The sequence below is a fragment of the Paraburkholderia sp. BR10923 genome (assembly GCF_040948765.1).
Lineage (GTDB): Bacteria > Pseudomonadota > Gammaproteobacteria > Burkholderiales > Burkholderiaceae > Paraburkholderia > Paraburkholderia youngii.
The window spans coordinates 190907-214379 of sequence record NZ_JBFPKO010000006.1; the positions used below are offsets into that span (position 1 = coordinate 190907).

Sequence of the window (23473 nt, forward strand, 5' to 3'; positions counted from 1 at the left end):
AACCGCTTCCCGCGGCCCGAGCGGCAAGATTTTTCCGCTCTGCACCATGAAGTCCGTACGGACCCGGTCATCGTTTGTACCGATTGAGCGGCGCAAACCGGGTGAATATTGTTGTGTGCGCATTCTTAAGATGCTGCAATGTGGCGGGCAATTGTTGCTCAACGATCCATTCGAATCGGAGATGCATGATGTCCAGTAACAATGTGTGGCGAAACCTTCATTGCGTCGTCGCGACGGGGATGGTAGCGGCGGGGCTAGGTCTGGCGGCAGGCGCTCATGCGGCGGCCGAGCCGATCAAGATCGGCGTGATCAGCGAAGAATCCTCGGTGGCGGGCGCTTCGATCAGCAAGGCGGCGCAGCTCGCCGCGGACCAGATCAACGCTAGCGGCGGCGTCGATGGCCGTCCCATCCAGATCGTCGCGTACGACGACCATTCATCGGCCTCGGACGGCGTGCGCGCCTTCCAGCGCGCGGCGACCCAGGACAAGGTGGTCGCTGTGATCGGCAGCTACATCAGCGAAGTGGCGCTCGCGATGGAACCGTGGTCCGGGCGCCTGAAGGTGCCCTTCATCACACCCGGCGCGGCTAGCAACGACATCTCGAAGCACGTTCACGACGACTACGACCACTACAAATACACGTTCCACGGCTGGATGACGTCGGCATTCATCGCGCAATCTATCTGCGACTTCTCGCACGACGTTCTGGTCGGCCAGTTCAAGATGAAAACGACCGTCGTCATGAGCGAAGACGCGGCGTGGACCAAGCCGCTCGACGAACGTTACCTCGAATGCCTGCCCAAAGCGGGACTTCAGGTGCTCGATCACATCCGCTTCAATCCTGATACCTCCGACTTCACGCCGATCTTCAACCAGATCGAGGCGAAGCACCCCGATACGATCACCACCGGCATCAGCCACGTGGGCGTGCAGCCGACCGTGCAATGGCACGACCAGCAAGTGCCGATCCCGATGTCGGGCCAAAGCTCGCAGGCCACGACCACCAGCTTCTGGAAGGACACGAACGGCGCGACCGAGGGCGTGATCACGGCCTCGGCCGCCGCGCCGGGCGTGGCGATCACGCCGAAAACGGTCCCCTTCACGGATGAGTACCAGAAGAAGTTCGGCGTCTCTCCGGCGTATTGCGGCTTCACCAGTTACGACCTCGTCTACATCATCGCGGACGCGATCAGGCGCAACAAGGGCTCGACCGATCCGGACCAGATGGTCGACGCGCTCGAAAAAACCGACTACGTGGGCACGATCGGGCGCTGGCAGTTCTATGGTAAGAGCGATCAGTTCACGCACGCGCTGAAGTACGGGCCCGGCTATATCACGGGTATCAACCTGCAATGGCAGAACGGCAAGCAGGTCGCGATCTGGCCCAAGTCGATCGCCAACGGCGCGGTGAAATTCCCGACCTTCATCAAGGTGAAGCAGGCAAGCGCGAACTAGCCGTACGACGATCGCGACTGTCCGGGAAGACCCGGACACCGCACGAATCGACACCCTAACCAACATGAAAGGCCGGGCATGTTGCTACTGCAGATTCTCGTCGACGGCTTTGCAATCAGCTCCCTCTATGCGCTGGGCGCGATCGGCTTCACGTTGATCTTCGGCGTCTCCGGCATCCTGAATCTCGCGCACGGCGGCGTGATGCTGGTCGCGGCGCTGATGGGCTGGATGCTCGCGGGCGAGGCGGGTCTTGGCACCTATCTCGGCACGCTGCTCGGCGTGATCGCGGGTCTCGTGACGGCCTTCGTCACCTACTTGATGGTGGTGCGGCCCATTCAACGCTCGGCTGCGATTCCCGGCGAAGAGAAGGAAATCTTCGTGCTCACCGGCACGCTGCTGTGGGGCATCATGATCCAGCAGGGCATGGCGTGGCTCTTCACCGACAACCCGGTGACGATGCGCCCGCTGATCAGCGGGGTGGCGATGGTGGGCAGCGTGCGCGTGCCGTACAACGAAATCATGATCGCCGTGGTCTGCTGGGCCGTGATCGGCATGCTGTGGCTGTTCGTGAACCGCACGCGTGCAGGCAAAGCGCTGCTCGCGGCTTCGATGAATCCGCGCGGTCTCACGCTGCTCGGCTTCGAACTCTCCCGGATCTATCTTCTCGCGTGGAGCATCTACGGCGTGCTGGCTGGCATTGCGGGCGTGCTGCTCGCTTCGTTCCTTGGCGTGAGCACGAACAATGCGGGGCAGCTCACGGCCAGCGCGTTCTCGATCGTCGTGCTGGGCGGACTCGGCAGTGTGTCGGGCTCGTTGATGGCCGCGTATGTCGTGGGTTATCTGGAGACGGTCACGGCCTATCTGATCGCGCCGACGCTGCGCCCGCTGCCCGCGTTGCTGCTGCTGGTGCTGGTCGTGTATGTACGGCCCCAGGGCTTCCTGGGACGCCGCTAACCGTGCGAATGGAGCGTACCCCTATGTCCGTTCTTCTCCGTTCGCGTGGCGCATGGATCGCCGTTGCGCTCGCCGTGATCGCCGCGACGTTGCCGTGGTGGCTTTCTGGCTACATCCTCGGCGTGCTCACGGTTGCGTTTTACTTCGGCGTGTTCGCGATGTCGTGGGACCTGTTGTTCGGCTTTGCCGGCGAGGTCAACTTCGGGCCGACGTTCCTGATCGGACTCGGCGCCTATTCGGCTGCGATCCTCAACGCCAGATGGGGCCTGCCCATACCCGTTTGCGTGCTCTCGGGCGGCGGCGTCGCGCTAGTGGGCGGCTTGCTCCTCGCGGTGCCCGCGCTGCGGCTGCGCGGTCCTTACTTCGGTCTGGTTACGCTCGTGGCCGTGCTGCTGCTGCAAAACGCCATCGTGATTTTCGCGGGCATAACGGGCGGCGAGATCGGCATGATGGTGCCGGACGTGATGTCGGTCGATGCGAACCATAACTACTGGATCGCGCTCGCGTTCCTGATCGTTTGCGCGATCCTGCTGTTCGGCCTGTCGCGTTCGGCAGTCGGTCTGATCCTGCAGGCGAGCGGCCAGGACGCGACCGGCGCGCAGGCGTTGGGTTTCAATGTCACGCGGCACAAGCTCGTGGCCTTCTGCATCAGCGCCGTTTTCTCGGGCGTGGCCGGCGCGATGCTGGTGTTCTATCAGGGCACGGCTTCCGTGAGCACGGTGGTGGATCTCAGCGTGGGCGTGCAGATCATCATCGCGGCCGTGCTCGGCGGACGCCGGACGATACTCGGCGCGGTGCTCGGCTCAATCTTCCTGATCGTCGCCGGCGAGTTCCTGCGACCGCTCGGGCAGCTCAACACGTTCGTCGTCGCGGCGGTCGCGCTGGCTGCGCTGCTGTTCTTTCCAGACGGTCTGCTCGGCAATCTGCTACGTGCGAGGGAGCGCCAATGAACGACACGCCGCTGCTCTCCGTACGCGGGCTGACCAAGCGCTTTGGCGGTCTCGTCGCAGTCAAGGATATCGGCTTCGAGATCCGACCCGGCGAGATCCTCGGTCTGATTGGACCGAACGGCTCGGGCAAGTCCACGGTCATGAAGCTGATCATGGGCATCGAACGGCCCAATGCGGGGTCGGTCAAGGTGAACGGCGTGGAGATGGCCGGCTGGGCGCCGCACCGCATCGCGCGCGCGGGCGTGGGCATCGTGTTTCAGCATTCGCGGCCGCTGCATCGGCAAACGGTGCTGGAACATATCAAGCTCGCGCTGCTGCCTGATTCGCTCGTCAAGCTCGCTGCCGAACCCCACGTGCACCAGCGCGCGCAGGAAATCGCCGAGCGCGTAGGCCTTGCCGGCGTCATGCATCGGCATCCCGCGACGCTGCCGTTTGCGGATCTGCGCCGCATGGAGATGGCCAAGGCGATTGCGCGCGACCCGCAGGTCGTGCTGGTGGACGAGCCGTTCGCGGGACTGACGGTGGCGGAATCGCACGCGTTTTCCGAGCTGATTCGAGGCTTTCGCGCCGAAGGCCGCGCGGTGCTGCTGGTCGACCACAACGTGAAGAGTCTGTCCGCGCTCGCCGACCGCGTGCTGGCGATGTACCTTGGCGAGCGTGTCGCCGAGGGCACCGCCGAACAGGTTATGCAGAACGAGACGGTGCGCCGCGTCTATCTGGGCGGCAAGCTGGAGCTGCGCCAGCGCACCGGAGCCGCGGGCAATGCGAAGCGCACGATCCTCGAGGTGAGCGGTGTGCGCGTGCTCTACGACAAGGCGTGCGCACTCGACGACGTCAGTCTGCAAGTGCGCGAGGGCGAATTCGTCTCGGTTGTCGGCCTGAACGGCGCGGGCAAGACGACGCTTTTCAACGCGCTCTCGGGCCTCGTGCCGTACAAGGGGACGATCCGCTTCGACGGCCGCGATCTGCGCGGTATCAGCGGTGCCGCGATCTCGCGCGCCGGCCTCGTGCAATGCCCGGAAACGCGCGAGCTATTCGGCGACATGACGGTACGCGAGAATCTCGAACTCGGCGGATATCATCTTGCTGATTCGGCGCGCGCTAAACAGCTGTCGTGGCTGTTCGATCTGTTTCCGATCCTGAAGTCGCGCCAGGGCCAAACCGCGCGTACGCTGTCCGGCGGCGAGCAGCAAATGCTCGCGATCGCGCGCGCGCTAATGACCCAACCGAAGCTGCTGATTCTCGACGAGCCGACACTCGGCCTCGCGCCCGTGATTCTCGAGCAATTGTCGAAAGCGCTGGATTCGCTGCAGAAGTCCACGCCCATCACCGTCTTGCTGGGCGAGCAGAACGTCAGGTTTGCGCTGCCGCATGCCGATCGCGTTTACGTTCTCGAACACGCGCGCATCATCTGGGAGGGCAGCGCTGCGCGCTTCGAGGCGGAGATGGGGCGCGGTTTTCTCGAGGCGGTGCCTGCCAATGACGCCGACACCACGACCTCCGGCGGCTCGCGAACCTAAGGCGTGTCGCGGCACGCGAGCCTATAGCGTGGCATCAGGACAGGGACGCAAAGCGGAATCGGCCAGCCGCCCGGGTCAATAGGCCAGTCTGCTCGGTGAGCGACGCGGCCGCGGCGGCTGCCTGTTCGACCAGCGCGGCATTTTGCTGCGACATCTGATCCATCTGCGTAATCGCGCGATTGACTTCCTCGATGCCATCGCTCTGTTCGGCCGAAGCCGTCGCGATGTCGCTCATGATCGACGTGACGCGACCGACGGCCGTCTGTACTTCGCCCATGGTCTCACCGGCCCGGCCGACGAGGCGCGAACCGTCGGCGACGCGCGCGGTCGACGCGTCGATCAGCTCCTTGATTTCCTTCGCCGCGGTCGCCGAGCGCTGAGCGAGATTGCGTACCTCGCCGGCGACGACGGCAAAGCCGCGTCCTTCCTCTCCGGCGCGCGCGGCCTCGACAGCCGCATTCAACGCGAGGATGTTGGTCTGAAAGGCGATGCCTTCGATCACCCCGATGATCTCGCCCATTCTTTTCGCGCCGTCGTGAATGTCGCGCATCGCGTCGATGACCTGACGGACGACGTCCGCGCCCGCACCGGCCGTCGCCTTCGTCGCGTCGGCCAGCTCGCGCGCTTCACGCGCGTGCGCCGCGTTCTCCGTGACGGCGTTGGTCAGTTGTTCCATACTCGCCGCCGTTTCCTCGATGGACGCCGCCTGCGCCTCGGTGCGCGCCGACAGGTCCGCGTTGCCGGCCGAAATTTGCTGGGTCGCGGACGCGATCGACTCGCTGCCGCGAGCGATCTGTTCGATCATCGTGCCGATGTCCTTCTGCATCTGCCCAACGCTTCTGACGAGGCGACCCATTTCGTCATTACTGTCGAACCGCAGTTGCTGCGACATGTCGCCCTGAGCGAGTCGCTCGACATGGCGCACCGTCATGTCGATCGGGCGCGCGATTGCGCGAAGCAGCGTGAAGCCGCAGGTGACGCAGGTCAGAAGACCGACGGCGATCGCGATTGCGGTAATGGTTGCAAGTGTCTGGTAGCTATGCTGTGCCGTGTCGTAGCGAGCGTTGCCTTGCGCGTTGCGAAACTTGTCCAGCTCCGCGGATTTCTGCGTTAGAGCCGCGGCAAACGGCGGCATAACGACCATCGCGATCTGGTCGGCACCCTCGTGGTCGCCACGGCTCATCGCGTCCATCATCGGCTCGAGTGCGCCATGCAGCATCGCTTCGCGGGCGTCGGCGACAGCCTTCGACAAGGCCGCTTCCGCATCGGAGACGGGCAGTGCGCGGTACTCTTTCCAGGCTTTGTCGGAGACCGCTAGATAGTTGCGCGCCTTATCGATGAGGGCGGCTCTATCCGCCGCCTCCGGGTGCAGCAGCACGCGATCGAGCGTAGTGCGCACTACGGTCAGGTTCAGGTTGGACTTGCCGAGCGCGGTCGCGGCGGCCACGTCGTTGGTATACGCCTGCGCAACCGCATGGTTCGAACCGCGCATGCCGGCGATACCCAGTACGCCAGTCACCGTCAGCAGGAACCCGAGCAGGGTGAGGGTGGCGAGAAGACGGAACTTGATGGTCAGTTTCATGCTGAATTCGGAAGAGTGAGATACCGCTGAGTTAACGGCACACGTTCCGAAAAGTTCAGTTCTATTGATGGTTCGCTGAGCCATCGAGGAGCGCCTCCGCTTCAGTCGGTAATGTCGGCGAGACTGCGGGTTGCGTGGCAGGACTGGGTGTCTGGACGTGAGCCGTGTTGTCGCGATTCAGCACCGCGCGCGCCAGGTTCCTATCGAGTTGGCCCTCCCAGCGAGCGACGACGACGGTCGCAACGCCATTGCCGATCAGGTTCGTGACCGCACGCGCCTCGTTCAGAAAGCGGTCCACGCCGAGCAGCAGCACGAGGCCTTCGACGGGAATCCTGTGCATCGAGGCAAGCGTCGCGGCCAGTGCGACGAATCCCGCCCCGGCCACGCCCGCGGAGCCTTTCGACGTGAGCAGCAGCACGCCGAGCACGAGCAACTGGTCCCAGATACTGAGGTGGACGTTCATCGCCTGGGCGATGAACAACGCCGCCATCGTCAGATAAATCGCCGTTCCGTCGGCATTGAACGTATAGCCGGTGGGCAAGACCATGCCGACCACCGGGCGAGCGCAGCCCATCGCCTCCATCTTGATCAGCATCTGCGGCAACACCGCTTCCGTCGATGCGGTGCCAAGCGTAGTCAGAATCTCGTCCCTGATGTAGCGAAGAAACTTCCATAGCGAAAGCCCGCACATCTTCATGACAAGGCCAAGCACGACGAACACGAAGAACAACGAGGTCAGATACAGACAAAGCATCAACTCGCCGAACGATGCCAACGTGCCGATGCCGTATTTGCCGATCGTGAAGGCCATGCCGCCGAATGCGCCGATCGGAGCAACGTACATGACGATCCGCACCACGCCGAACATGCCTTGAAGGAACATGTCGAGCATGTCGACGAATGGTGCGGTATGGGGTCCGAGCTTCGCCAGCGAGATAGCGAGCAGAACTGAAAAGAAAATGATCGGAAGCATCTCACCCTTGGCGAATGCCCCGACGATGCTATTCGGAACGATGCTCATGAAGAAGTCGAGCATCCCGTGTTGCTGTGCCGCGTGCGTATAGGTCGAAATCGCGGCCGCACCGATCTGCGAGGGATCGATGTTCATGCCGCTGCCGGGTTTGATGACATTGACGACCACCATCCCCGCAATCAGCGCGACCGTCGATGCCAGTTCGAAATAGAGAAGGGCTTTCACGCCTACCCGGCCCGCCTGATGGAGGTCGTTCATGCGCGCGATCCCGACCACGACCGACGCGAAGATGATCGGCGCAAGCAGCATCCGGATCAGCTTGATGAACAGGTCGCCCAGCGGCTTCATCTGCGACGCGAGATCGGGGTAGAAGTGGCCCAGCAGGACACCGGCCACGATCCCGATGAGGACCTGAACGTACAGCTTGGAAAGTGCTCTTCTTACTTTCGATACTGGCATGTCTGTCTCCTGTGCGTGGCGTCTTCAAAGGGAAAATGCGGCCCTCCCACGCGAGCAGCGTGGGAAGGCCGCATTGAGCCGGCTTCGTTCCGTCTTTTTATGAACCATTCAAGCGGGAAGGTTTGTCGTTTTGTTGCGAGCGCGCGTTATTCAGCCAGCTTGCGCATCTCGGCGATCAGGTCGGATTTGCCTTCGAAGCCGATGCCGGGCAGCTCCGGCATCGTGATATATCCGTTCTCGACGCGAACGCCGTCCGGAAAACCGCCGTATGGCTGGAACAGGTCCGGGTACGATTCGTTGCCGCCGAGTCCGAGGCCCGCCGCGATGTTCAGCGACATCTGGTGCCCGCCGTGGGGAATGCAACGGCTTCTCGACCAGCCATGCTGATGCAGCATATCGAGCGTTCGCAGATATTCGACGAGACCGTAGCTCAATGCGCAATCGAATTGCAGCCAATCGCGATCGGGGCGCATACCTCCGTAGCGGATCAGGTTGCGGGCATCCTGCATCGAGAACAGGTTTTCACCGGTCGCCATCGGCTTGTCATAGTAGTTGCGCAGCGTCGCCTGCAACTCGAAGTCGAGCGGGTCGCCCGCCTCCTCGTACCAGAACAGGTCGTACTGCGACAGCGCCTTCGCATAGCTGATCGCGGTATCGAGATCGAAGCGGCCGTTGGCATCGACCGCGAGCTTCTGGCCGTCCTGCAGCACGCTGAGGATCGAGTCGATGCGCCGCAGGTCTTCGTCGAGCGACGCACCGCCGATTTTCTTCTTCACGACCGTGTAGCCCCGGTCGATGTAGCTGCGCATCTCATCCTTGAGCTTCTCGTGGTCCTGGCCCGGATAGTAGTAGCCGCCCGCCGCGTAGACGAAGATCTTGCGGTTGGCCTCGCCATTGCCGTACCGCTCGGCGAGCAACTGGAACAGCGGTTTGCCGGCGATTTTCGCCACCGCGTCCCAGACGGCCATATCGATCGTGCCGATCGCGACGGAGCGCTCACCGTGGCCGCCGGGCTTCTCGTTGATGAACATCGTCGCCCAGATCTTGTGGGGATCGAGGTTGTCGCCGGAGTCGTCGACGAGCGCGGCCGGGTTGGCCTCGAGCAGGCGCGGGATGAAGCGCTCGCGCATCAGTTTGCCCTGACCGTAGCGGCCGTTCGAGTTGAAGCCATAGCCGATCACCGGCTTACCGTCGCGGATCACGTCCGTGACGACCGCGACGAGACTCAAGGTCATTTTGCTGAAGTCGATGTAGGCGTTCCGGATCGGGGAACTGATCGGAACGGTCTTTTCGCGGATTTCAACGATTCTCACGCCACTGTCTCCAGAGATTTGAACGGTTATTGAGCCACCCTGGCTGCAATGTGGTGCATAGCTTAGCCGCGAAAGAGCTTGCTAGAATTCACTTGCGTTCACTACATATTTCACCAAAAGTGAGTACTGCACCCTTATCCGACTTCGAGTTCTTCATTCTTCTTGCGAAACTCAGGAGCATGTCCGGCGCCGCCCGGGCGCTCGATCTCAGTCCGCCAGCGGCGACCAAGCGGCTGGGGATCATCGAGCAGCGGCTCGGCGCCCGTCTGGTCAACCGGACTACGCGCAGCGTCAGCCTGACGCCCGAGGGAGAGACGTATCTGCGCTACGCGTCCCAGATCGTCGGGCAGGTCCGCGAGATGGAGGAGGCCATCTCCGGCGCCCGGCGCGATCCGCATGGGCCGTTGCGCATCAACGCGACGCTGGGTTTCGGCAGGACGACCATCGCGCCGCTCGTCTCCGACTTCGCCAGGCGTTTTCCGAACGTCGAAGTGCAGTTCGAGGTGACGGACCGGCCGGTCGATCTCGTCGAAGGCGCCTTCGACATGGCGATACGGTTCGGCGAGCTGCCGGACAGTCGGCTGAGCGCGAGGCGCATCATGAGCAATCGCCGTTTTCTTTGCGCGTCGCCGAAGTATCTGGAGCGTTTTGGAGCGCCCGAGCGCGTGGAGGACCTGCATCAGCATCGCTGCATCATTCATCGGCAGAACGATGATGCTTATGGCGTGTGGCGCTACATCGTGAACGACCACATCGAGGCGATCAAGGTCAAGGGCGTGCTATCGAGCAACGATGGCGACATTGCGCTTCGGTGGGCGCTCGACGGTCACGGGATTCTGATTCGCTCCGAATGGGATCTGGCCAAGTACGTACAGAGCGGGCGCCTCAAGCTGGTGCTGCCGAATACCGTGCTGCCGTCGGCGGATCTGTTCGTCTACTACCCGAGGCAGCGCAATCAGACGGCGCGGGCGCGAGCCTTCATCGATTTCCTCGTCGATCATTTTCAGGCACCGTTCACGCCGGTCGACACGAGCGCCGAAGCTCCGGAAAGGAAGAAGAGGGGCTCGCGCAAGTGACGTTGATGCCGCCACGCGTCGCCGCGGCAGGTGCATAGCACTTGATGGCACCAAGCTTTCGATTACCCGACCAAGCTACTCAGATAACCTCAATATTTGGAAGGTATTGCCGTTAGAGCGTCCATTGACCGACATTCCGGCGCCTTGAGCAGAGCGCGGTGCCTCGCTAACGACCTTCATGCGCAATAACCAGCCTGTAACACAACGCGAATTCGATTTCCCCGCCTCGGAGATGCTTGTCTCGGCAACCGACCTGAAAGGAAGGATTCAGTACTGCAACCCCGCATTCACTGCGATCTCAGGCTTCACGCGAGAAGAGTTGCTCGGCGCGCCACATAACATCGTCCGGCATCCCGACATGCCGCGCGACGCGTACGCCGACATGTGGGAGACGATCCGCGCGGGTCAGCCCTGGACGGCGCTCGTGAAAAACCGCCGCAAGAATGGCGACCACTACTGGGTATGCGCAAACGTCACGCCGGTGATCGAAAGCGGTCAGACGGTCGGCTATCTGAGCGTTCGCACCAAGCCTTCTCGCAACGAAGTGAGGCTTGCCGAGTCAACCTATGCGCGGATGCGCGAAGGCACGTTGCGCTCGCACAAGTTGCGCCGCGGGAAGCTGGTGCGTACCGGGATAGCCGGCAAGCTGCAGGCACTGACGCACTTGTCCGTCGTGGCGCGCATCGGTATCGGCTATGCGATCGCGCCGCTGGTCTTCCCGCTCGTCGGTGCGGCGCTGTACGGCGGGATGCCGCCGCTGCCGTACTGGAGCGCGACTGGCGTCACCGCGGTGCTGGCCGGCCTGGCCTGGCTGGCGTTGCGAAAGCAATTGGGTGCGCCGCTCGCGGGGCTCTCCAGTTTCGCCACCCGTATGGCTGCCGGTGATCTGACCGCCGAAATGGGCATCTCGAGGAACGGCGATTTCGGCGACGTACTGAGCGCGCTGAACCAACTGAAGGCGAACCTCGGCGCGATCGTGCTGGACGTGCGTGGCCAGATCGGCGGGGTGGTGGACTCCGCTCGTGAAATGTCGAGCGGCAATGAAGATCTGGCGCGCCGCACTGAATCGCAAGCGGCGTCGCTCGAGGAAACCGCTGCGACCATGGAGCAATTCACCACCAGCGTGAAGGCCAATGCAGACGCCGCCGCGTCCGCGCTCGGACTTGCGCGGGAAGCACAGGATGCCGCGGCGCTTGGCGGCGAGATCGTCGGTCAGGTTGAGCGGACCATGTCCGGCATTACGTCGGCGTCTCAGCGTATCGCCGATATCACGGGCGTGATCGATGGCATCGCCTTTCAGACCAACATCATTGCTTTGAACGCGGCGGTCGAAGCCGCCCGTGCCGGCGACGCCGGCCGATCGTTCGCGGTCGTCGCCACCGAAGTGCGCATGCTCGCGCAACGTTGCGCGGAGTCCGCGCGGCAAATCAAGTCCGTGGTGGATCTGACCGTCGCGGAAGTCTCGCAAGGAACGGAACTGATCGACCGCACCGCGTCGCAGATGAAAGTGATCGACGAGACGGTCAGACGCGTACTGACCATCATCGACGATGTGTCAAACGCCAGCGACGAGCAGGCCAAAGGCATCATGCAGGTGAATCAGGCAATCACGCACCTCGACAGCGCGACCCAGCAAAACGCCGCGCTGGTGGAGCAAGCGACGGCCACCGCGCAACGGCTGATCGACTCCGCTCAGGTGCTGGATGAGACCGTGCGCCTTTTCACCATTTCCGGTCAGCGTGAGTCGTCGCTCTCGGCCGCTCGATGATCGGTCTGTTGCTTTGCAGTCAACCTAATTCGAACGTACTCACCCCGAACACGCGTTGCACGGGAATGGCCGGCGCGGCGCGCGAGTACATGCGCGCCGTTTCGAATGCGCTCACCATGCCGTAGCGTTCAGCGAGCGCGACCGCAGCCGCGTTGACTTCCGGGACATCGAGCGCGATGACTTCGCCTGCGGCGCTCGCGACCAGCCCGTCGAATAGATCGTTGGCAATCCGGGCGTCGTCGGCAAAGAGCGGACCGATCTTGTAGCCGCTCCTGCAGCGGCGCAGCACACCGTACCCTCTAATCTGATCGTTGCGCACATCCGCCAAAGCCAGCGCCTGTGATTGCGCGATCCAGTCCGCGAGGAAGCGGGAACGGTTGGTCGAAAAACATGCGCTGTCGTAGGCGAGCAGTTGCGCGAAGGGTACCTCCCGCGCGTTCGTCAGCCTGGGCGTCGACGCGGCTGGCACGACGCCCTGGAAGCGGATGTTGCGATACGCGAGCTGGAAGCCGGATTTCTTATAGTTCTGCTGCTGGGCCACGACACCATCGAGGCCGATCGTCCGATCTCCCAGATAGCGCATCGCGTGCTGCCACGTGCGCAGACCGAAACCCCTGGCGCGAAATGCCGGCTTGACGATGTAGAGGCCAATGAAACCGAAGCGCTCGTCGTAGGCGACTGCCGAGATGCATGCCACCGGCTCGCCGCGCCAGATACCGACGAAAAAGCCATTGGGGTCTGCATTCCAGAAGCATCGCGCGTCGTCGAGGCCCGGATTCCATCCCTCTGCCGCAGCCCATTCGATCGCCAGATCGACCTCGCTGGACGACATGTTGCGCACAACGAAATCGCTATGATCATCCATGCTCAAACGCAGCAACGTGATTGGCTACAACGTCTATGCGGGCGTGAAGACGACAGCGCCATGCCCGGCAACTTGCGCGAAGGTCCGGGCGAAGCGATAGGCCTGTCCTTCGATGACCACCTGGTTGAATCCCGACCGGGTGGTCTCCAGAAGCGCGTGGACCATCGTGTTCGGAATGGCCGCGCAGCTTGTCCAGTCCGCGTCTGGCTCGCCGGGGTCGCCAAGATAGACTTCGCTATTTTCGCCGTGAGAGAGCACGAAAATCAGGCTCTGTCCTTTGTCTAGCGAAAGCTCCAGGTACTCCGAAAGCGTGGATGCCGCCTCGGTCGCTACATCGAGCGGGGCGCGAGAGGAAGAATTCATAAGTGGCCTTTGTGGTCGGGCGTGGCATCCACGGGTTACAAGACATCGCATACCAGCAAGACGATCAATCCGGCAACTGCCCGGGCGCGCCATCCAGAATGCGAAGCTTGTCGTCGATATCGGGAAGCTGATGGCCGGCCGCGCGAAGCTCGTTGACGAGCCGATGCGCGGTTGCACGACACTGCGCCAGCGTCTCGTGCAGTCGCGGTTCGCCCCGCAGACCCGCCACCACCTTTTCCAGTTCGGAGGGGGGCTCGCTCAGCAGCGCGGGCACCACCTCTTCCGGCGGAATCAGCGACCCGTGGCTCAAAAGCTGAGCCGTCCAGTCGCATCCATACAGCAGCGCGCGCCGCTCGGTCCGTTTCGCTTCGTCCTGCTCCAGGGTCGCGAGACTGTGCCGATTCTTGTGAATCGAAGCGCGCCAGGTTGCAAGTATGTCGGCGCGCAACTCCGCAATTGCATTGCCGAGAGACGTGCTCTGTCCGCCAACCACGAGCCGGCGTTCATCGAGCCTGTCGACGTGGTCCCGGTATCGTTCGAGGAAGGGCTGCCAGTTCAACGGCAATTCGGTCGTCTCGGAGAACGAGCGGCTGATCTCATTGAGCTCGCTCCTGACCTCCTCGATGGCCCGCGCATCGGCAAGTCGTGCCTCATAGACCTCGTGAGCGGTCACCATCTGGCGATGAAGCGCGAACAGCGGATTCTTGTGGCGCCGTTGCAGGTGTCGCTCGGCAGCGCCGGGATGAGCGCTCCATCGCCAGTTGGGCAGCGATTTCGCGTCGAACTCGACCGCGTCTACCATCGGCCGGAATACCGCCAGCCCCTCTTCGGTTGCATGGCGGAAACAGTCGGCCAGTTTGAAGTCGTTGCCTTGCACGTGAGTGCCTTCGGTCCCCGCATATGGAGAATCCGGCGCGAGCCGCAGGAAGGCGGTAGCGAGGAAAAACTCCATCGGCAGCTCGACGGACAGTCCCTCCAGGCGGAAGGTGCGCTGTTGAGCGGAAAGGTCTTCGACAGAATGCGCGAGGCGGTTTTCGAGCTCGAGGAGCGCGTCGATCTTGTCGCCGGACGACGGTTGCATCGCGTCGGCGAGCAGGCAAAAAGATTCGCGCACCATTTTTGCCGCGATGGTGCCGTGCTTCTCGGCGAAAAGCCACAGCCAGAGGGCAAGCTGATAGCCCCGCACTCCGTTTCGGGCGAGCGTTTCCACTTCGGGCGTGAAGGTGATCCCGGGCGCGGCCCAGTTCGCAAACGGTGGCGAGTCGCTGACCAGGTACATGTCCAGAAGCTGCTTCAACGACTCATGCGTCCCGCTCGGCCAGCTTCGCGTCTCGTCGTTCTGCTTCTCGGTCTTCCAAAGTTTCCAGGCCATCGTGGACCTCGCAAGAGTGTGCGGGATGCGGCTTGGTGAAGATACTTGCACACTCGGTCGGGGGCGTAAACCGGCGCTTGACCTTGTTGACCCGGACAGGCTACTGCGGCGCGATGGGGGCTTAAAGCGGGTCAAAACGCTATGACGGAGACGCGGGTTCTGGTCGATCAATGCCGCCATAAGTCAGGCTATCTCTGCCTGTTCGACGTAGGTCTTATGCTAGCCGGATACGGCTTTTCGGGCAGCCGCGGCGCGGATCGTGCGCCGCGACGGCGCAGGTTTCCTGGATGCCGGGATCGCTTCAAGATAGACCCGCAACGAGCCACGTGCGGTACGCGACGACCTCCGGAATTCGGGAATTCGTGGCGTCGTTCGCCGGAGGCCCGGTTTTCGTACTAGGCTAGAAGCCGGATCGACGAAGACCGGCTGACGCGCGAACCATCCGCAGTCGGGCTGGCCGGTGTTCGACGTGTTTTCATCGGCGTGTTGCCGCAATGGAGCGAGGTCCACCATGCAATTGTCCGCCGTCAAGGTCGTCAAGCCCGAAGCGACCAACTTCATCCTCGGGCAAAGCCACTTCATCAAATCCGTCGAGGATATTCACGAAGCGATGGTCGGCACGGTGCCAGGCATCAAGTTCGGGCTCGCGTTTTGCGAGGCCTCCGGCAAGCGCCTCGTGCGGCGCTCCGGCACGGACGACAGCCTCGTCGAAATCGCATGCCAGAACGCGACCAACGTCGGCGCGGGCCATAGCTTCTTCGTATTTCTCGGCGACGGCTTTTTCCCCGTCAACGTGCTGAACACGATCAAGGCCGTGCCCGAGGTCTGCCGCATCTTCTGCGCAACGGCGAACCCCGTCGAAGTGCTGATCGCTGAAACGGATCAGGGGCGCGGGATCGTCGGCGTGATCGATGGCTTTCCACCCGTCGGCACCGAAAGCGCGGAAGACGTTCAATGGCGCAAGGATCTTTTGCGCACGATAGGCTACAAACTATAGCCGCTGCGCTTTCACTCGCTTTACACGCGCCGCCCTACCTGCCGACATGCTATGGAACGACAACGACGCCTGATTCCGGGCACGCTGTGGCCCGCCATTCTGCGACAGACCGACCATGCGCTCGGTTGCGGCGCGCTGCGGCCGATCGACACGCAACAGTGCATGATCGACAGCGGCGGCATCCGCTTTCTCGTGCGTCAGGTGTCGAGCCTGACGCACAAGGAACAACAGCGCGAGCAGGCGCACAAGCTGCAGACCGCAAAGCGCCCGCAAGCGGACCCATTTCTTCCTCCAGACCCGGATCTGTTCGTCGCCGACATCTCCGACACGCATCTAGCATTGCTCAACAAGTTCAACGTGATCGATCATCATCTGCTGATCGTCACGCGCGAATTCGAACCGCAGGAAGCGCTGCTCGATCTTGCCGATTTCGAAGCGCTGCTCGCGTGCATGGCCGAATTCGACGGCATCGGCTTTTACAACGCCGGCACGGAGGCGGGTTCGAGCCAGCCGCACAAGCATCTGCAGATCGTGCCGCTGCCGCTCGGGGACGCCGATCCGCCCGTGCCTATCGAGCCCTTGTTGGGTGCGCAGGACCGCGTGCCGGAGCTGCCGTTTTGGCATGCGTTCGCGCGCTTCGACGCGGATGATCTGACGCGCGCGGATGCGCCGAAGCTGGCGCTGTCCCGCTATCGCACGCTGCTCGAAGCGGCGGGTGTCGGCGCGCTCGAAATCGATCGTGTGTGGTGTCATGCGGCGCCCTACAACCTGCTGGTCACACGGCGCTGGATGCTGCTCGTGCCGAGATCGCAAGAGCGTGTCGAAGGCGTGTCGGTCAACGCGCTCGGCTTTGCGGGTTCGCTGTTCGTGCGTGACGCGGCTCAACTGGACGTAATCGAAAGGCTAGGCCCGATGACGGTATTGGAACGCGCCGCGCTGCCTGCGAACACATAGTGACCGAGCGGCGACCTCACGCACCGTCCGACTGCAAGTACCTGTGCGCGAAAGCAATCGCCATGCTGCCTTCGCCGACGGCCGAAGCGACGCGCTTCACAGGGCTCAGCCTCACGTCCCCGCACGCAAACACGCCAGGCACACTCGATTCGAGCAGATAAGGATCGCGGTGATGATACGGCCAGCGTGCGGCCTTGACGACGTCGTCGCCGGTCAGGACATAGCCGCGTACGTCGCGCGCGATTTCGGACGGCAGCCATTCCGTCTGCGCATCGGCTCCGATGAAGACGAACAGGCCGCCGCAGTCGTGCCGGCTTACTGCGTCCGTCGTCGAATCGCGAATGTCGATGGCCGTCAGATGCGTATCGCCATGCGCGCCGACGACTTCCGAGCGCAAGCGCACCGCGACATTCGCTTTGCCCGCAAGCTGTTCGACCAGATAGCGCGACATGCCCTTTTCGAGCGAATCGCCGCGCACGACGAGCGTCACGCTGCGCGCATGATTGGCGAAGAACAACGCCGCCTGGCCGGCCGAATTGCCGCCGCCGATCAGATGGACATCGAGGCCGTGGGTCGCGCTCGCCTCGCTGCGCGCCGCGCCGTAGTAGATCCCCTTGCCGATAAAGCGGTCGAAGCCGTCGATGGCAAGCCGCCGCCACGTGACGCCCGTCGCGAGAATGATGGTTCGAGCGTGTACGGCGTCGCCGCCGTCGAGATGAATCCGCCGCGTCTTTGCATCGATGCGCTCGACCGAGCGCGTCACGAGGATTTCCGCGCCGAGCCGCCGTGCCTGTTGCAGCGCGCGGCTCGCCAGTTCGTCGCCGGAAACGCCATTGGGAAAGCCGAGATAGTTCTCGATGCGCGACGACGTGCCCGCCTGTCCGCCCGGCGCCTCGCGCTCCAGCACCAGCGTGCGCAGACCTTCCGACGCGCCGTACACCGCGGCAGCCAGCCCCGCGGGGCCGCCGCCGATGATCGCCGTGTCGTATCCGTCCAGACGCGGCTGCGTCTGAAGGCCGAGCAGTCCCGCCAGTTCGCGTGTCGCGGGCCGGCTCAGCACCGTGCCGTCGACGAGGCGCAACGCGGGGCACTCGCGTTCCGTTGGACAGGTGCCAGGCCAGCGCGCGGCGAGTTCGGGCGCATCCGGCGCCAGCCAGTCGGCGCTGATCTGATTGCGCGCGAGAAACTGGCGCAGCAGCGTGCACGCATCGTCCCAACGGTTGCCGACGATCGTCACACGCGCTTTCGGCGGCTCGGCGGAAAGGCTTTGCAGCCCGCCGATGCGTTCGCGCGCGAGCGCCCCCATCTTGAACGCCACCTCGGGCGACGCCGCCGCGAGCGCATAGTATTGCGGCGCGTCGACGCGCATCACGCGCGAAGGCTCGGCTGCGCGATAGGCGCCCGGAAACGGCGAACTCAGCGCAAGCGGCACTTCGCCGAAGATCGTGCCGGGCAGACGCCAGCCCAAGGTCCGCTCGATGCCGTCGAACGTCTTGATGACTTCCATCTTGCCCGACAGCACCGCGTATAACGCGCGCTCGCCGCCTTCATGAACCGCGAACTCGCCCGCGCACAGATGCAGGTCCGCGGCCGTGTGCGCGAGGGTTTCCAGTTCGCTGTCGGGGAGGGTGGAGAACAGCGGCACGGCGCGAATGTCGTCGATCGTCAGCATGGCTTTGTTTTCCGTTTGTCGAACTCGCGCCAAGGCATACGTGGACAACGCGCATAGCCACCAACCGCATCGACCCAGTATAGGATTTTCGGATCGCGATGCAGACGATCGAAAGTCCTAAGATGGGTGAAGAGCCAAGATGTGAGTGGCGTATTTCGTCGTTGCCATGCAACCAGTACCAGGCGATCAGCGCGGAGGTGCGCAATGATGTTTCGATGGATGCGAATGGTCGGTCTGGCGACGTATGTGTGTGCCAGCGCGGACGGATGTCTCGCGGCGGATGCGTCGGCAGCGCTCGCGGCTGCTGCCGCGCCGCCGGTTGTCTATGTCGCCGATTTCGATCTCGACGCCGCGAATATCGCCCCTGACAGCGGGCCGGGCCACCGCGCGCGGGGCATCGTGGGCAATCTGGTGCCGGCGGGTCCGTTGCGCCAGCAGCAGGACCCGCAGGCGCGGGCGCGAGAGATCGTCGCGCTGATGGCGCAATCCTTGACGGACGATCTGAAGAAGGCCGGAGTAGACGCGCGCCGCGTCGCGCCGGGTGAGCCGCTGCCTCACGACGGCTGGCAGGTGCGCGGTGTTTTTCTCAGCGTCGACGAGGGTAACCGGCTGCGTCGCGCGATGGTGGGCATGGGCGCGGGCCAAAGCCAGTTTCAGGTCGCGGTTTCCTGCGATAACCTGGCTGCGCCGGAGTTGCCGCCGCTTTATGAAAGTGTTGAAGAGGGCAAGAGCAGGGATATGCCGGGCGCGGTGATCAAGCTCAATCCGTACGTGATCGCCGCGAAGGTCGTTCTGTCCGGTCGCGATGAAAAGATGGCGGTCAGAAACAGCGCGCAGCAGATAGCCGACGAGCTCGCGCGACGGCTTCAGACTGGCTCCAGGTAGAAGACTCGACTTCGTTGCGACGACTTTCGACCGGAACTGCGCGGGCGGAGCAACAGCGCACCCCCCGCCCGATAGGCGGCCGAAGCCGCCTGATCAGCAGCCCGTCTGCTTGATGCGCTCGACCGGGAGGCCGAACAGCGGACGCAGCTTGGTGCCGACCACGTTGCCGAAAAATGCCGCGACGAGCCACAGCCAGCCGTGCAGGCTGCCCGACACGATGCCGCTGAAGTACGCGCCGATATTGCAGCCGTACGCGAGACGCGCGCCGTAGCCGAGAATCAGACCGCCGACGATCGCCGCGATCAGCGAGCGCAGCGGCAGACGCCACACCGGCGCATAGCGGCCGGCCAGCGAAGCGGCGAGCATCGCGCCGATCACGATGCCGATGTCCATCACCGACTTCATGTCGTGGCTGATCGGTGCGGCGAGGGCGGCCGCGTTCGGGCCGGTGCTCCACACCGGCCAGCTCGCGACGTCGACGCCCATTGCGGAAAACGCCTTGGCGCCCCACAGCGCGAACGCCGACGTGATGCCCCACGGACGACCCGACAGCGCGAGCGTTACGAAGTTGAGGATGGCGAGCACGACGCCGCCGGCGAGGAGCGGCCACGGGCCATGCAGCCACGGCGATGCGTTCGGTGCGCGCTCCACCTCGCTGACCAGACGGCCGTGACGGCGCTTCTCGATCAGCACGGTGAGCGCGGCGATCGCCGCGAACACCACGAGGTTCAGCGCGATCCCCGGAACCACGCCGAGCGTTTGCACGAGCGAGATCGGCGGCAGATGCGGCAGCGCGGACCAGAACGGCATGTGCGCCGTGCCGATCACCGAACCGATGATGAACGCGATCAGCGTGACCACCATCCGCGTGCTGCCGCCGCCGACCGTGTACAGCGTGCCGGACGCGCAGCCGCCGCCGAGCTGCATGCCGATGCCGAACATGAACGCGCCGACCACGACCGAGGTGCCGACGGGCGACACTTCGCCGACCACCGGATGCCCGAACAGCGTGCCGGCGGACAGCGCCGGGAAGAACAGCAGCACGCCGACCGCGAGCATCAGCATCTGCGCGCGCAGGCCGGCGCCGCGGCCGTCGGCGATGAACACGCGCCATGCGGACGTGAAGCCGAACGCGGCGTGATAGAGCGTGATGCCGAGCAGCGCGCCGAGGACATACAGCGCGGCCTGCTTCACGCTGACCGTCTGCGCGAGATAGATCGCGCCGAGCACGACCAGCGCGAGCCCGACGGCGAGCGGCTTCGGATTGATGTTGACGACACGGCGAGGCGCGCCGAATGGCGTGGAGAGATCGGACATGATGAGTGGAGCGGACGCGCTTGTCGCGCGAAGGCGGCGCGCCGGTCAAACGGCGGTCGCTGCGCGGGAGGTGCCGCGAATAATCGTTTCGGGAAAGCCCGGGAGTATACCGAAATGTCAGGTTGCGGCCGCTGCCTGCCAAGGTTCGCGCTACTCGACGGCAAGTCGGGGCGCGTGCGGTGTCGCGAGCCGGCAATGCCCGCCGGACGGGGTTTTTGCGGAGATCGACGGTGGTCGGAGGTCCGTCGTTTAATAACCTGTCGTAATAACGGTATTTCAAACTTGCATTGAAATCGTCATCAACGTGGAAGGCGGTGGTAATAAACGGCGTCGCGAAGCCACGGCCTTCAAACCAAGCGGCCGTCGTGCGGCGAGACCGGTGCAAAAGCCTTACACGAAGGCGCAAATCGTTGAGATTGCCTGCAACTGGCGAGGAGGCGAACTGCTAGTCTTCATACGGGGCGCAGCCGTTTCGCGCGAGCGTGGAAGGGGGGATGTATGAGAACTCGAAGGCCACCTCTGCTGTGGCGACGTGCATCGCAACGTCGTCATTCAAGTGGGCGAATTTCATTCGCCATCGTTGTTTCATTGACCGGACTTTTCACGACGGACGTCGCGTGCGCGGCGGGGGCGCTGCCACAGGGCGGCCACTTCGTCGCCGGCTCGGGAAGCATTGCTCAGAACGACGCCGGCATCAGCATCACGCAAGCGGGCTCGCGCGGCATCATCGAATGGAACAGTTTTTCGATCGGATCGCGCCGCACGGTGTCGATCGACAACGGCACCGGCGCGACGCTCAATCGCGTGACGGGTGACGATGTGTCGGCGATCTACGGCACGCTGAAGGGCACCGGCAGCATCTACCTGATCAACCCGCATGGCGTGCTGATCGGGCCTCGCGGCGTGGTGTCGACGGGCGGGCGCTTCGTCGCCTCGACCCTCGACGTCCCCAACGATGTCTTTCTCAACCCGCCCATGATCGGTGGGTCAGCCTATACAGGCAGTTCTACGGCGGATGTCGTCAATCTCGGCAAGATCAGTTCGTCGGGTGGAGACGTGTTCCTGATATCGGCCAGCAAGGTCACGAACGCAGGGACGATCGTTGCGCCGAACGGCAATGCCGAACTCGCCACGGGCCGTCAGGTGCATCTATACGACGGCAACTATCAACAAGTCTTCGTGGACGTGGGAAGCGGCGGCACGGTGACGAACTCGGGCACGGTGCGGGCGGCGATCGTCAACGTGCAGGCGGCCGACGGCAACATTTTCGCGCTCGCGGGTCATTCGGGTGCGCTGCGCGCCACCGGCACCGCGACGCGCGACGGCCACGTATGGCTCGTCGCGAACACGACCGTCAACGGAGTCCTCGTCAACTCCGGCAACGTCGATGCGCGCGGCGCGCAAATCAGCGCGCGCAATGCGGACGGCAGCGGTGGCACGGTCGATATGTCAGGCAAAGACGTCAAGCTCGGCGGCGCCAACGTGCGAGCGAAAACATGGAACATCACAACTGGGAACTTCATCGCGGACGTCCCGACCGCCAACACGCTCGGCGCAAGCCTGAACAACGGCACGACCATCTCCGTGATCGCGAATGGCGGGGACGGCAAGCTCGGTGCGACCGGTGAAGGGGACATCGCGATCGAAGCGAGCGTGCGCTGGCACGGGGCCTCCGCGCTGACGCTCGATGCGGCTCACTCGCTGACGATCGCACCGCGGGCGACCATCGCCAATAGGGGCGCAGGGTCGCTCACGCTGTCCGCCGATACCTATGGATTCGACAACGGCGGCAGCCTGACCAATCTGGGCACGATCGACTGGTCACGCAGCATGGGCGTCGTCAGTGGCTTGTACGACATGAACGGCAGCTACACGCCCGGCACCGTGCGCACCAACGCATTCTGGCACCCTGCGCCGTTCAGTGGGCTCGTCACGCAGTTCACGGCCTATCAGCTCGTCAACTCGATGGCGGACCTGAGCGCCGTGAACAACAACCTGTCCGGCAACTATGCGCTGGGCAGCAGGGGGCTGGAATTCGCGGGTGCGCCGGACTTCGGCGGCATCGGCACCGCGGCGAATCCGTTCACCGGTCAGTTCGACGGCATGGGGCATCTGCCCGCGGACCTGCATCTGTCGACCGCGGCCGATACCGGACTCTTCGGCGTGATCGGCAAGGGCGGCGTCGTGCGCAACTTCACGTTGGCGGACGGCGCCGCGACCTCATCGGGAGGAACGGTCGGCTTGCTGGCCGGCGTCAACTACGGGTCCATGGTGAACGTCGGCGCAACGGGGACCATCAATGTGACAGGCAACACGAGTACAGTGACCGGCGGCCTGGTGGGCGAGAACTTTGGACGTATCGAGCGCTCGTGGGCTGGTGTGACCATCAATGGCGCGGATCAGGTCGGTGGACTCGTCGGCCTGAACGATGGCCGCATCGGTCAGTCTTTCGCGATCGGCCGGGCAACAGCCGGTGCGCAAAGCATAGTCGGCGGACTCGTCGGCACCAACCGTGGCGCGATCGCCCAATCGTATGCAGACGAATTCCTGAGCGGCGGCGCGACTGTCGGAGGGCTTGTCGGCAGCAATGCGGGCTTCATCCGCGAGTCGTATGCCGCGTCCAGGCTCACGGCGGGCGCGAACGCGACGACAGGCGGTATCGCGGGCACGAACAGCGGCCGCATCGCCGCGAACGTGTTCTGGAACCGCGAATCGTCCGGAGCGGCGGCGGGTGTCGGCTCGGGCACGGCGGTGGCCAACTCGAGCGGACTCACCGATCAACAGCTGCTCGAGCCGGCGAGCTTCGGTCCGACGTGGGATTTCAGCGCGAACGGCACGTGGGTCGCGGGCTATCCGGGGCCAGAGTTGCGCTGGCTGGCAGGGCCCTGACATCGAGGGTCCGATAAAGGCACGCATCGGGGGCAGCCATGAGGCCGCGCGAGCCGGCTTGCGTGATGCCGATGCCGGCGTCGTCCTGAGCGACGGTTGCCGAGCCGGCG

General features: G+C 63.8%; 18 protein-coding genes. 10 read left to right on the forward strand and 8 right to left on the reverse strand.

Annotation, left to right across the window (positions count from 1 at the left end; genetic code table 11):
• Positions 1-188: 188 nt before the first annotated feature.
• From AB3X94_RS13625 to AB3X94_RS13640, 4 genes are all read left to right on the forward strand, one after another.
• Positions 189-1454, forward strand: a complete 1266-nt coding sequence (locus tag AB3X94_RS13625; RefSeq protein ID WP_176378273.1) for an ABC transporter substrate-binding protein — start codon at positions 189-191, stop codon at positions 1452-1454.
• 78 nt (positions 1455-1532) lie between these two features.
• Positions 1533-2408: a branched-chain amino acid ABC transporter permease gene (locus AB3X94_RS13630; protein WP_176111270.1), complete on the forward strand. Its 876-nt coding sequence runs from the start codon at positions 1533-1535 to the stop codon at positions 2406-2408.
• 23 nt (positions 2409-2431) lie between these two features.
• On the forward strand, positions 2432-3358 hold the full coding sequence (locus AB3X94_RS13635; protein WP_368611805.1) for a branched-chain amino acid ABC transporter permease: 927 nt from the start codon (positions 2432-2434) through the stop codon (positions 3356-3358).
• Complete coding sequence (locus tag AB3X94_RS13640) at positions 3355-4878, forward strand: ATP-binding cassette domain-containing protein (RefSeq protein ID WP_368611806.1); 1524 nt, start codon at positions 3355-3357, stop codon at positions 4876-4878. Before AB3X94_RS13635 ends, AB3X94_RS13640 begins: the two co-directional genes overlap by 4 nt.
• 34 nt (positions 4879-4912) lie before the next feature.
• Here the strand turns inward: AB3X94_RS13640 and AB3X94_RS13645 are convergent, their stop codons facing one another.
• The 3 genes from AB3X94_RS13645 to AB3X94_RS13655 all read right to left on the reverse strand — a co-directional run bounded on the left by AB3X94_RS13645 (position 4913) and on the right by AB3X94_RS13655 (position 9205).
• Entirely contained in the window at positions 4913-6460 is a 1548-nt protein-coding gene (locus AB3X94_RS13645; RefSeq protein WP_368611807.1) for a methyl-accepting chemotaxis protein, read from the reverse strand.
• Positions 6461-6521: 61 nt separating this feature from the next.
• On the reverse strand, positions 6522-7892 hold the full coding sequence (gene dctA, locus AB3X94_RS13650) for a C4-dicarboxylate transporter DctA (RefSeq protein WP_368611808.1): 1371 nt from the start codon (positions 7890-7892) through the stop codon (positions 6522-6524).
• Between the two features lie 146 nt (positions 7893-8038).
• Positions 8039-9205 carry a mandelate racemase/muconate lactonizing enzyme family protein gene (locus tag AB3X94_RS13655; protein ID WP_368611809.1) on the reverse strand — a complete coding sequence of 389 codons (1167 nt, stop codon included), beginning with the start codon at positions 9203-9205 and terminating at the stop codon, positions 8039-8041.
• 119 nt (positions 9206-9324) lie between these two features.
• Between AB3X94_RS13655 and AB3X94_RS13660 the strand changes: the two genes are divergently transcribed.
• Entirely contained in the window at positions 9325-10281 is a 957-nt protein-coding gene (locus tag AB3X94_RS13660) for a LysR family transcriptional regulator (protein WP_368611810.1), read from the forward strand.
• Between the two features lie 178 nt (positions 10282-10459).
• Positions 10460-12049 (forward strand): methyl-accepting chemotaxis protein, encoded by a 1590-nt coding sequence (locus AB3X94_RS13665; RefSeq protein WP_368611811.1) that lies wholly within the window; start codon positions 10460-10462, stop codon positions 12047-12049.
• A 19-nt stretch (positions 12050-12068) separates the two neighbouring features.
• Here the strand turns inward: AB3X94_RS13665 and AB3X94_RS13670 are convergent, their stop codons facing one another.
• The 3 genes from AB3X94_RS13670 to AB3X94_RS13680 all read right to left on the reverse strand — a co-directional run bounded on the left by AB3X94_RS13670 (position 12069) and on the right by AB3X94_RS13680 (position 14487).
• Positions 12069-12914, reverse strand: coding sequence for a GNAT family N-acetyltransferase (locus tag AB3X94_RS13670; RefSeq protein ID WP_368611812.1), 846 nt, complete (start codon positions 12912-12914; stop codon positions 12069-12071).
• A gap of 33 nt (positions 12915-12947) precedes the next feature.
• Entirely contained in the window at positions 12948-13277 is a 330-nt protein-coding gene (locus tag AB3X94_RS13675; RefSeq protein WP_368611813.1) for a hypothetical protein, read from the reverse strand.
• A 64-nt stretch (positions 13278-13341) separates the two neighbouring features.
• The gene (locus AB3X94_RS13680; protein ID WP_368611814.1) at positions 13342-14487 is read right to left on the reverse strand and encodes a tryptophan leader peptide; all 1146 of its coding nucleotides are present in this window, start codon (positions 14485-14487) and stop codon (positions 13342-13344) included.
• A 673-nt stretch (positions 14488-15160) separates the two neighbouring features.
• Here AB3X94_RS13680 and AB3X94_RS13685 point away from each other — a divergent pair.
• Both AB3X94_RS13685 and AB3X94_RS13690 read left to right on the forward strand, forming a co-directional pair.
• On the forward strand, positions 15161-15646 hold the full coding sequence (locus tag AB3X94_RS13685; RefSeq protein WP_176111261.1) for an adenosine-specific kinase: 486 nt from the start codon (positions 15161-15163) through the stop codon (positions 15644-15646).
• A gap of 51 nt (positions 15647-15697) precedes the next feature.
• Positions 15698-16600, forward strand: coding sequence for a DUF4922 domain-containing protein (locus tag AB3X94_RS13690; protein ID WP_176111260.1), 903 nt, complete (start codon positions 15698-15700; stop codon positions 16598-16600).
• Positions 16601-16616: 16 nt separating this feature from the next.
• Here the strand turns inward: AB3X94_RS13690 and AB3X94_RS13695 are convergent, their stop codons facing one another.
• On the reverse strand, positions 16617-18272 hold the full coding sequence (locus tag AB3X94_RS13695) for an FAD-dependent oxidoreductase (RefSeq protein WP_368611815.1): 1656 nt from the start codon (positions 18270-18272) through the stop codon (positions 16617-16619).
• Positions 18273-18476: 204 nt separating this feature from the next.
• On the opposite strand from AB3X94_RS13695, the gene AB3X94_RS13700 reads away from it, so the two are divergent.
• On the forward strand, positions 18477-19157 hold the full coding sequence (locus AB3X94_RS13700) for a DUF4410 domain-containing protein (RefSeq protein ID WP_368611816.1): 681 nt from the start codon (positions 18477-18479) through the stop codon (positions 19155-19157).
• Between the two features lie 93 nt (positions 19158-19250).
• Here the strand turns inward: AB3X94_RS13700 and AB3X94_RS13705 are convergent, their stop codons facing one another.
• A complete protein-coding gene (locus AB3X94_RS13705) occupies positions 19251-20474 on the reverse strand; it encodes a YeeE/YedE family protein (RefSeq protein WP_176111257.1) in 1224 nt (407 codons plus the stop codon).
• A 588-nt stretch (positions 20475-21062) separates the two neighbouring features.
• On the opposite strand from AB3X94_RS13705, the gene AB3X94_RS13710 reads away from it, so the two are divergent.
• Entirely contained in the window at positions 21063-23363 is a 2301-nt protein-coding gene (locus tag AB3X94_RS13710) for a filamentous hemagglutinin N-terminal domain-containing protein (RefSeq protein ID WP_368611817.1), read from the forward strand.
• The last annotated feature ends 110 nt before the right edge of the window (positions 23364-23473 follow it).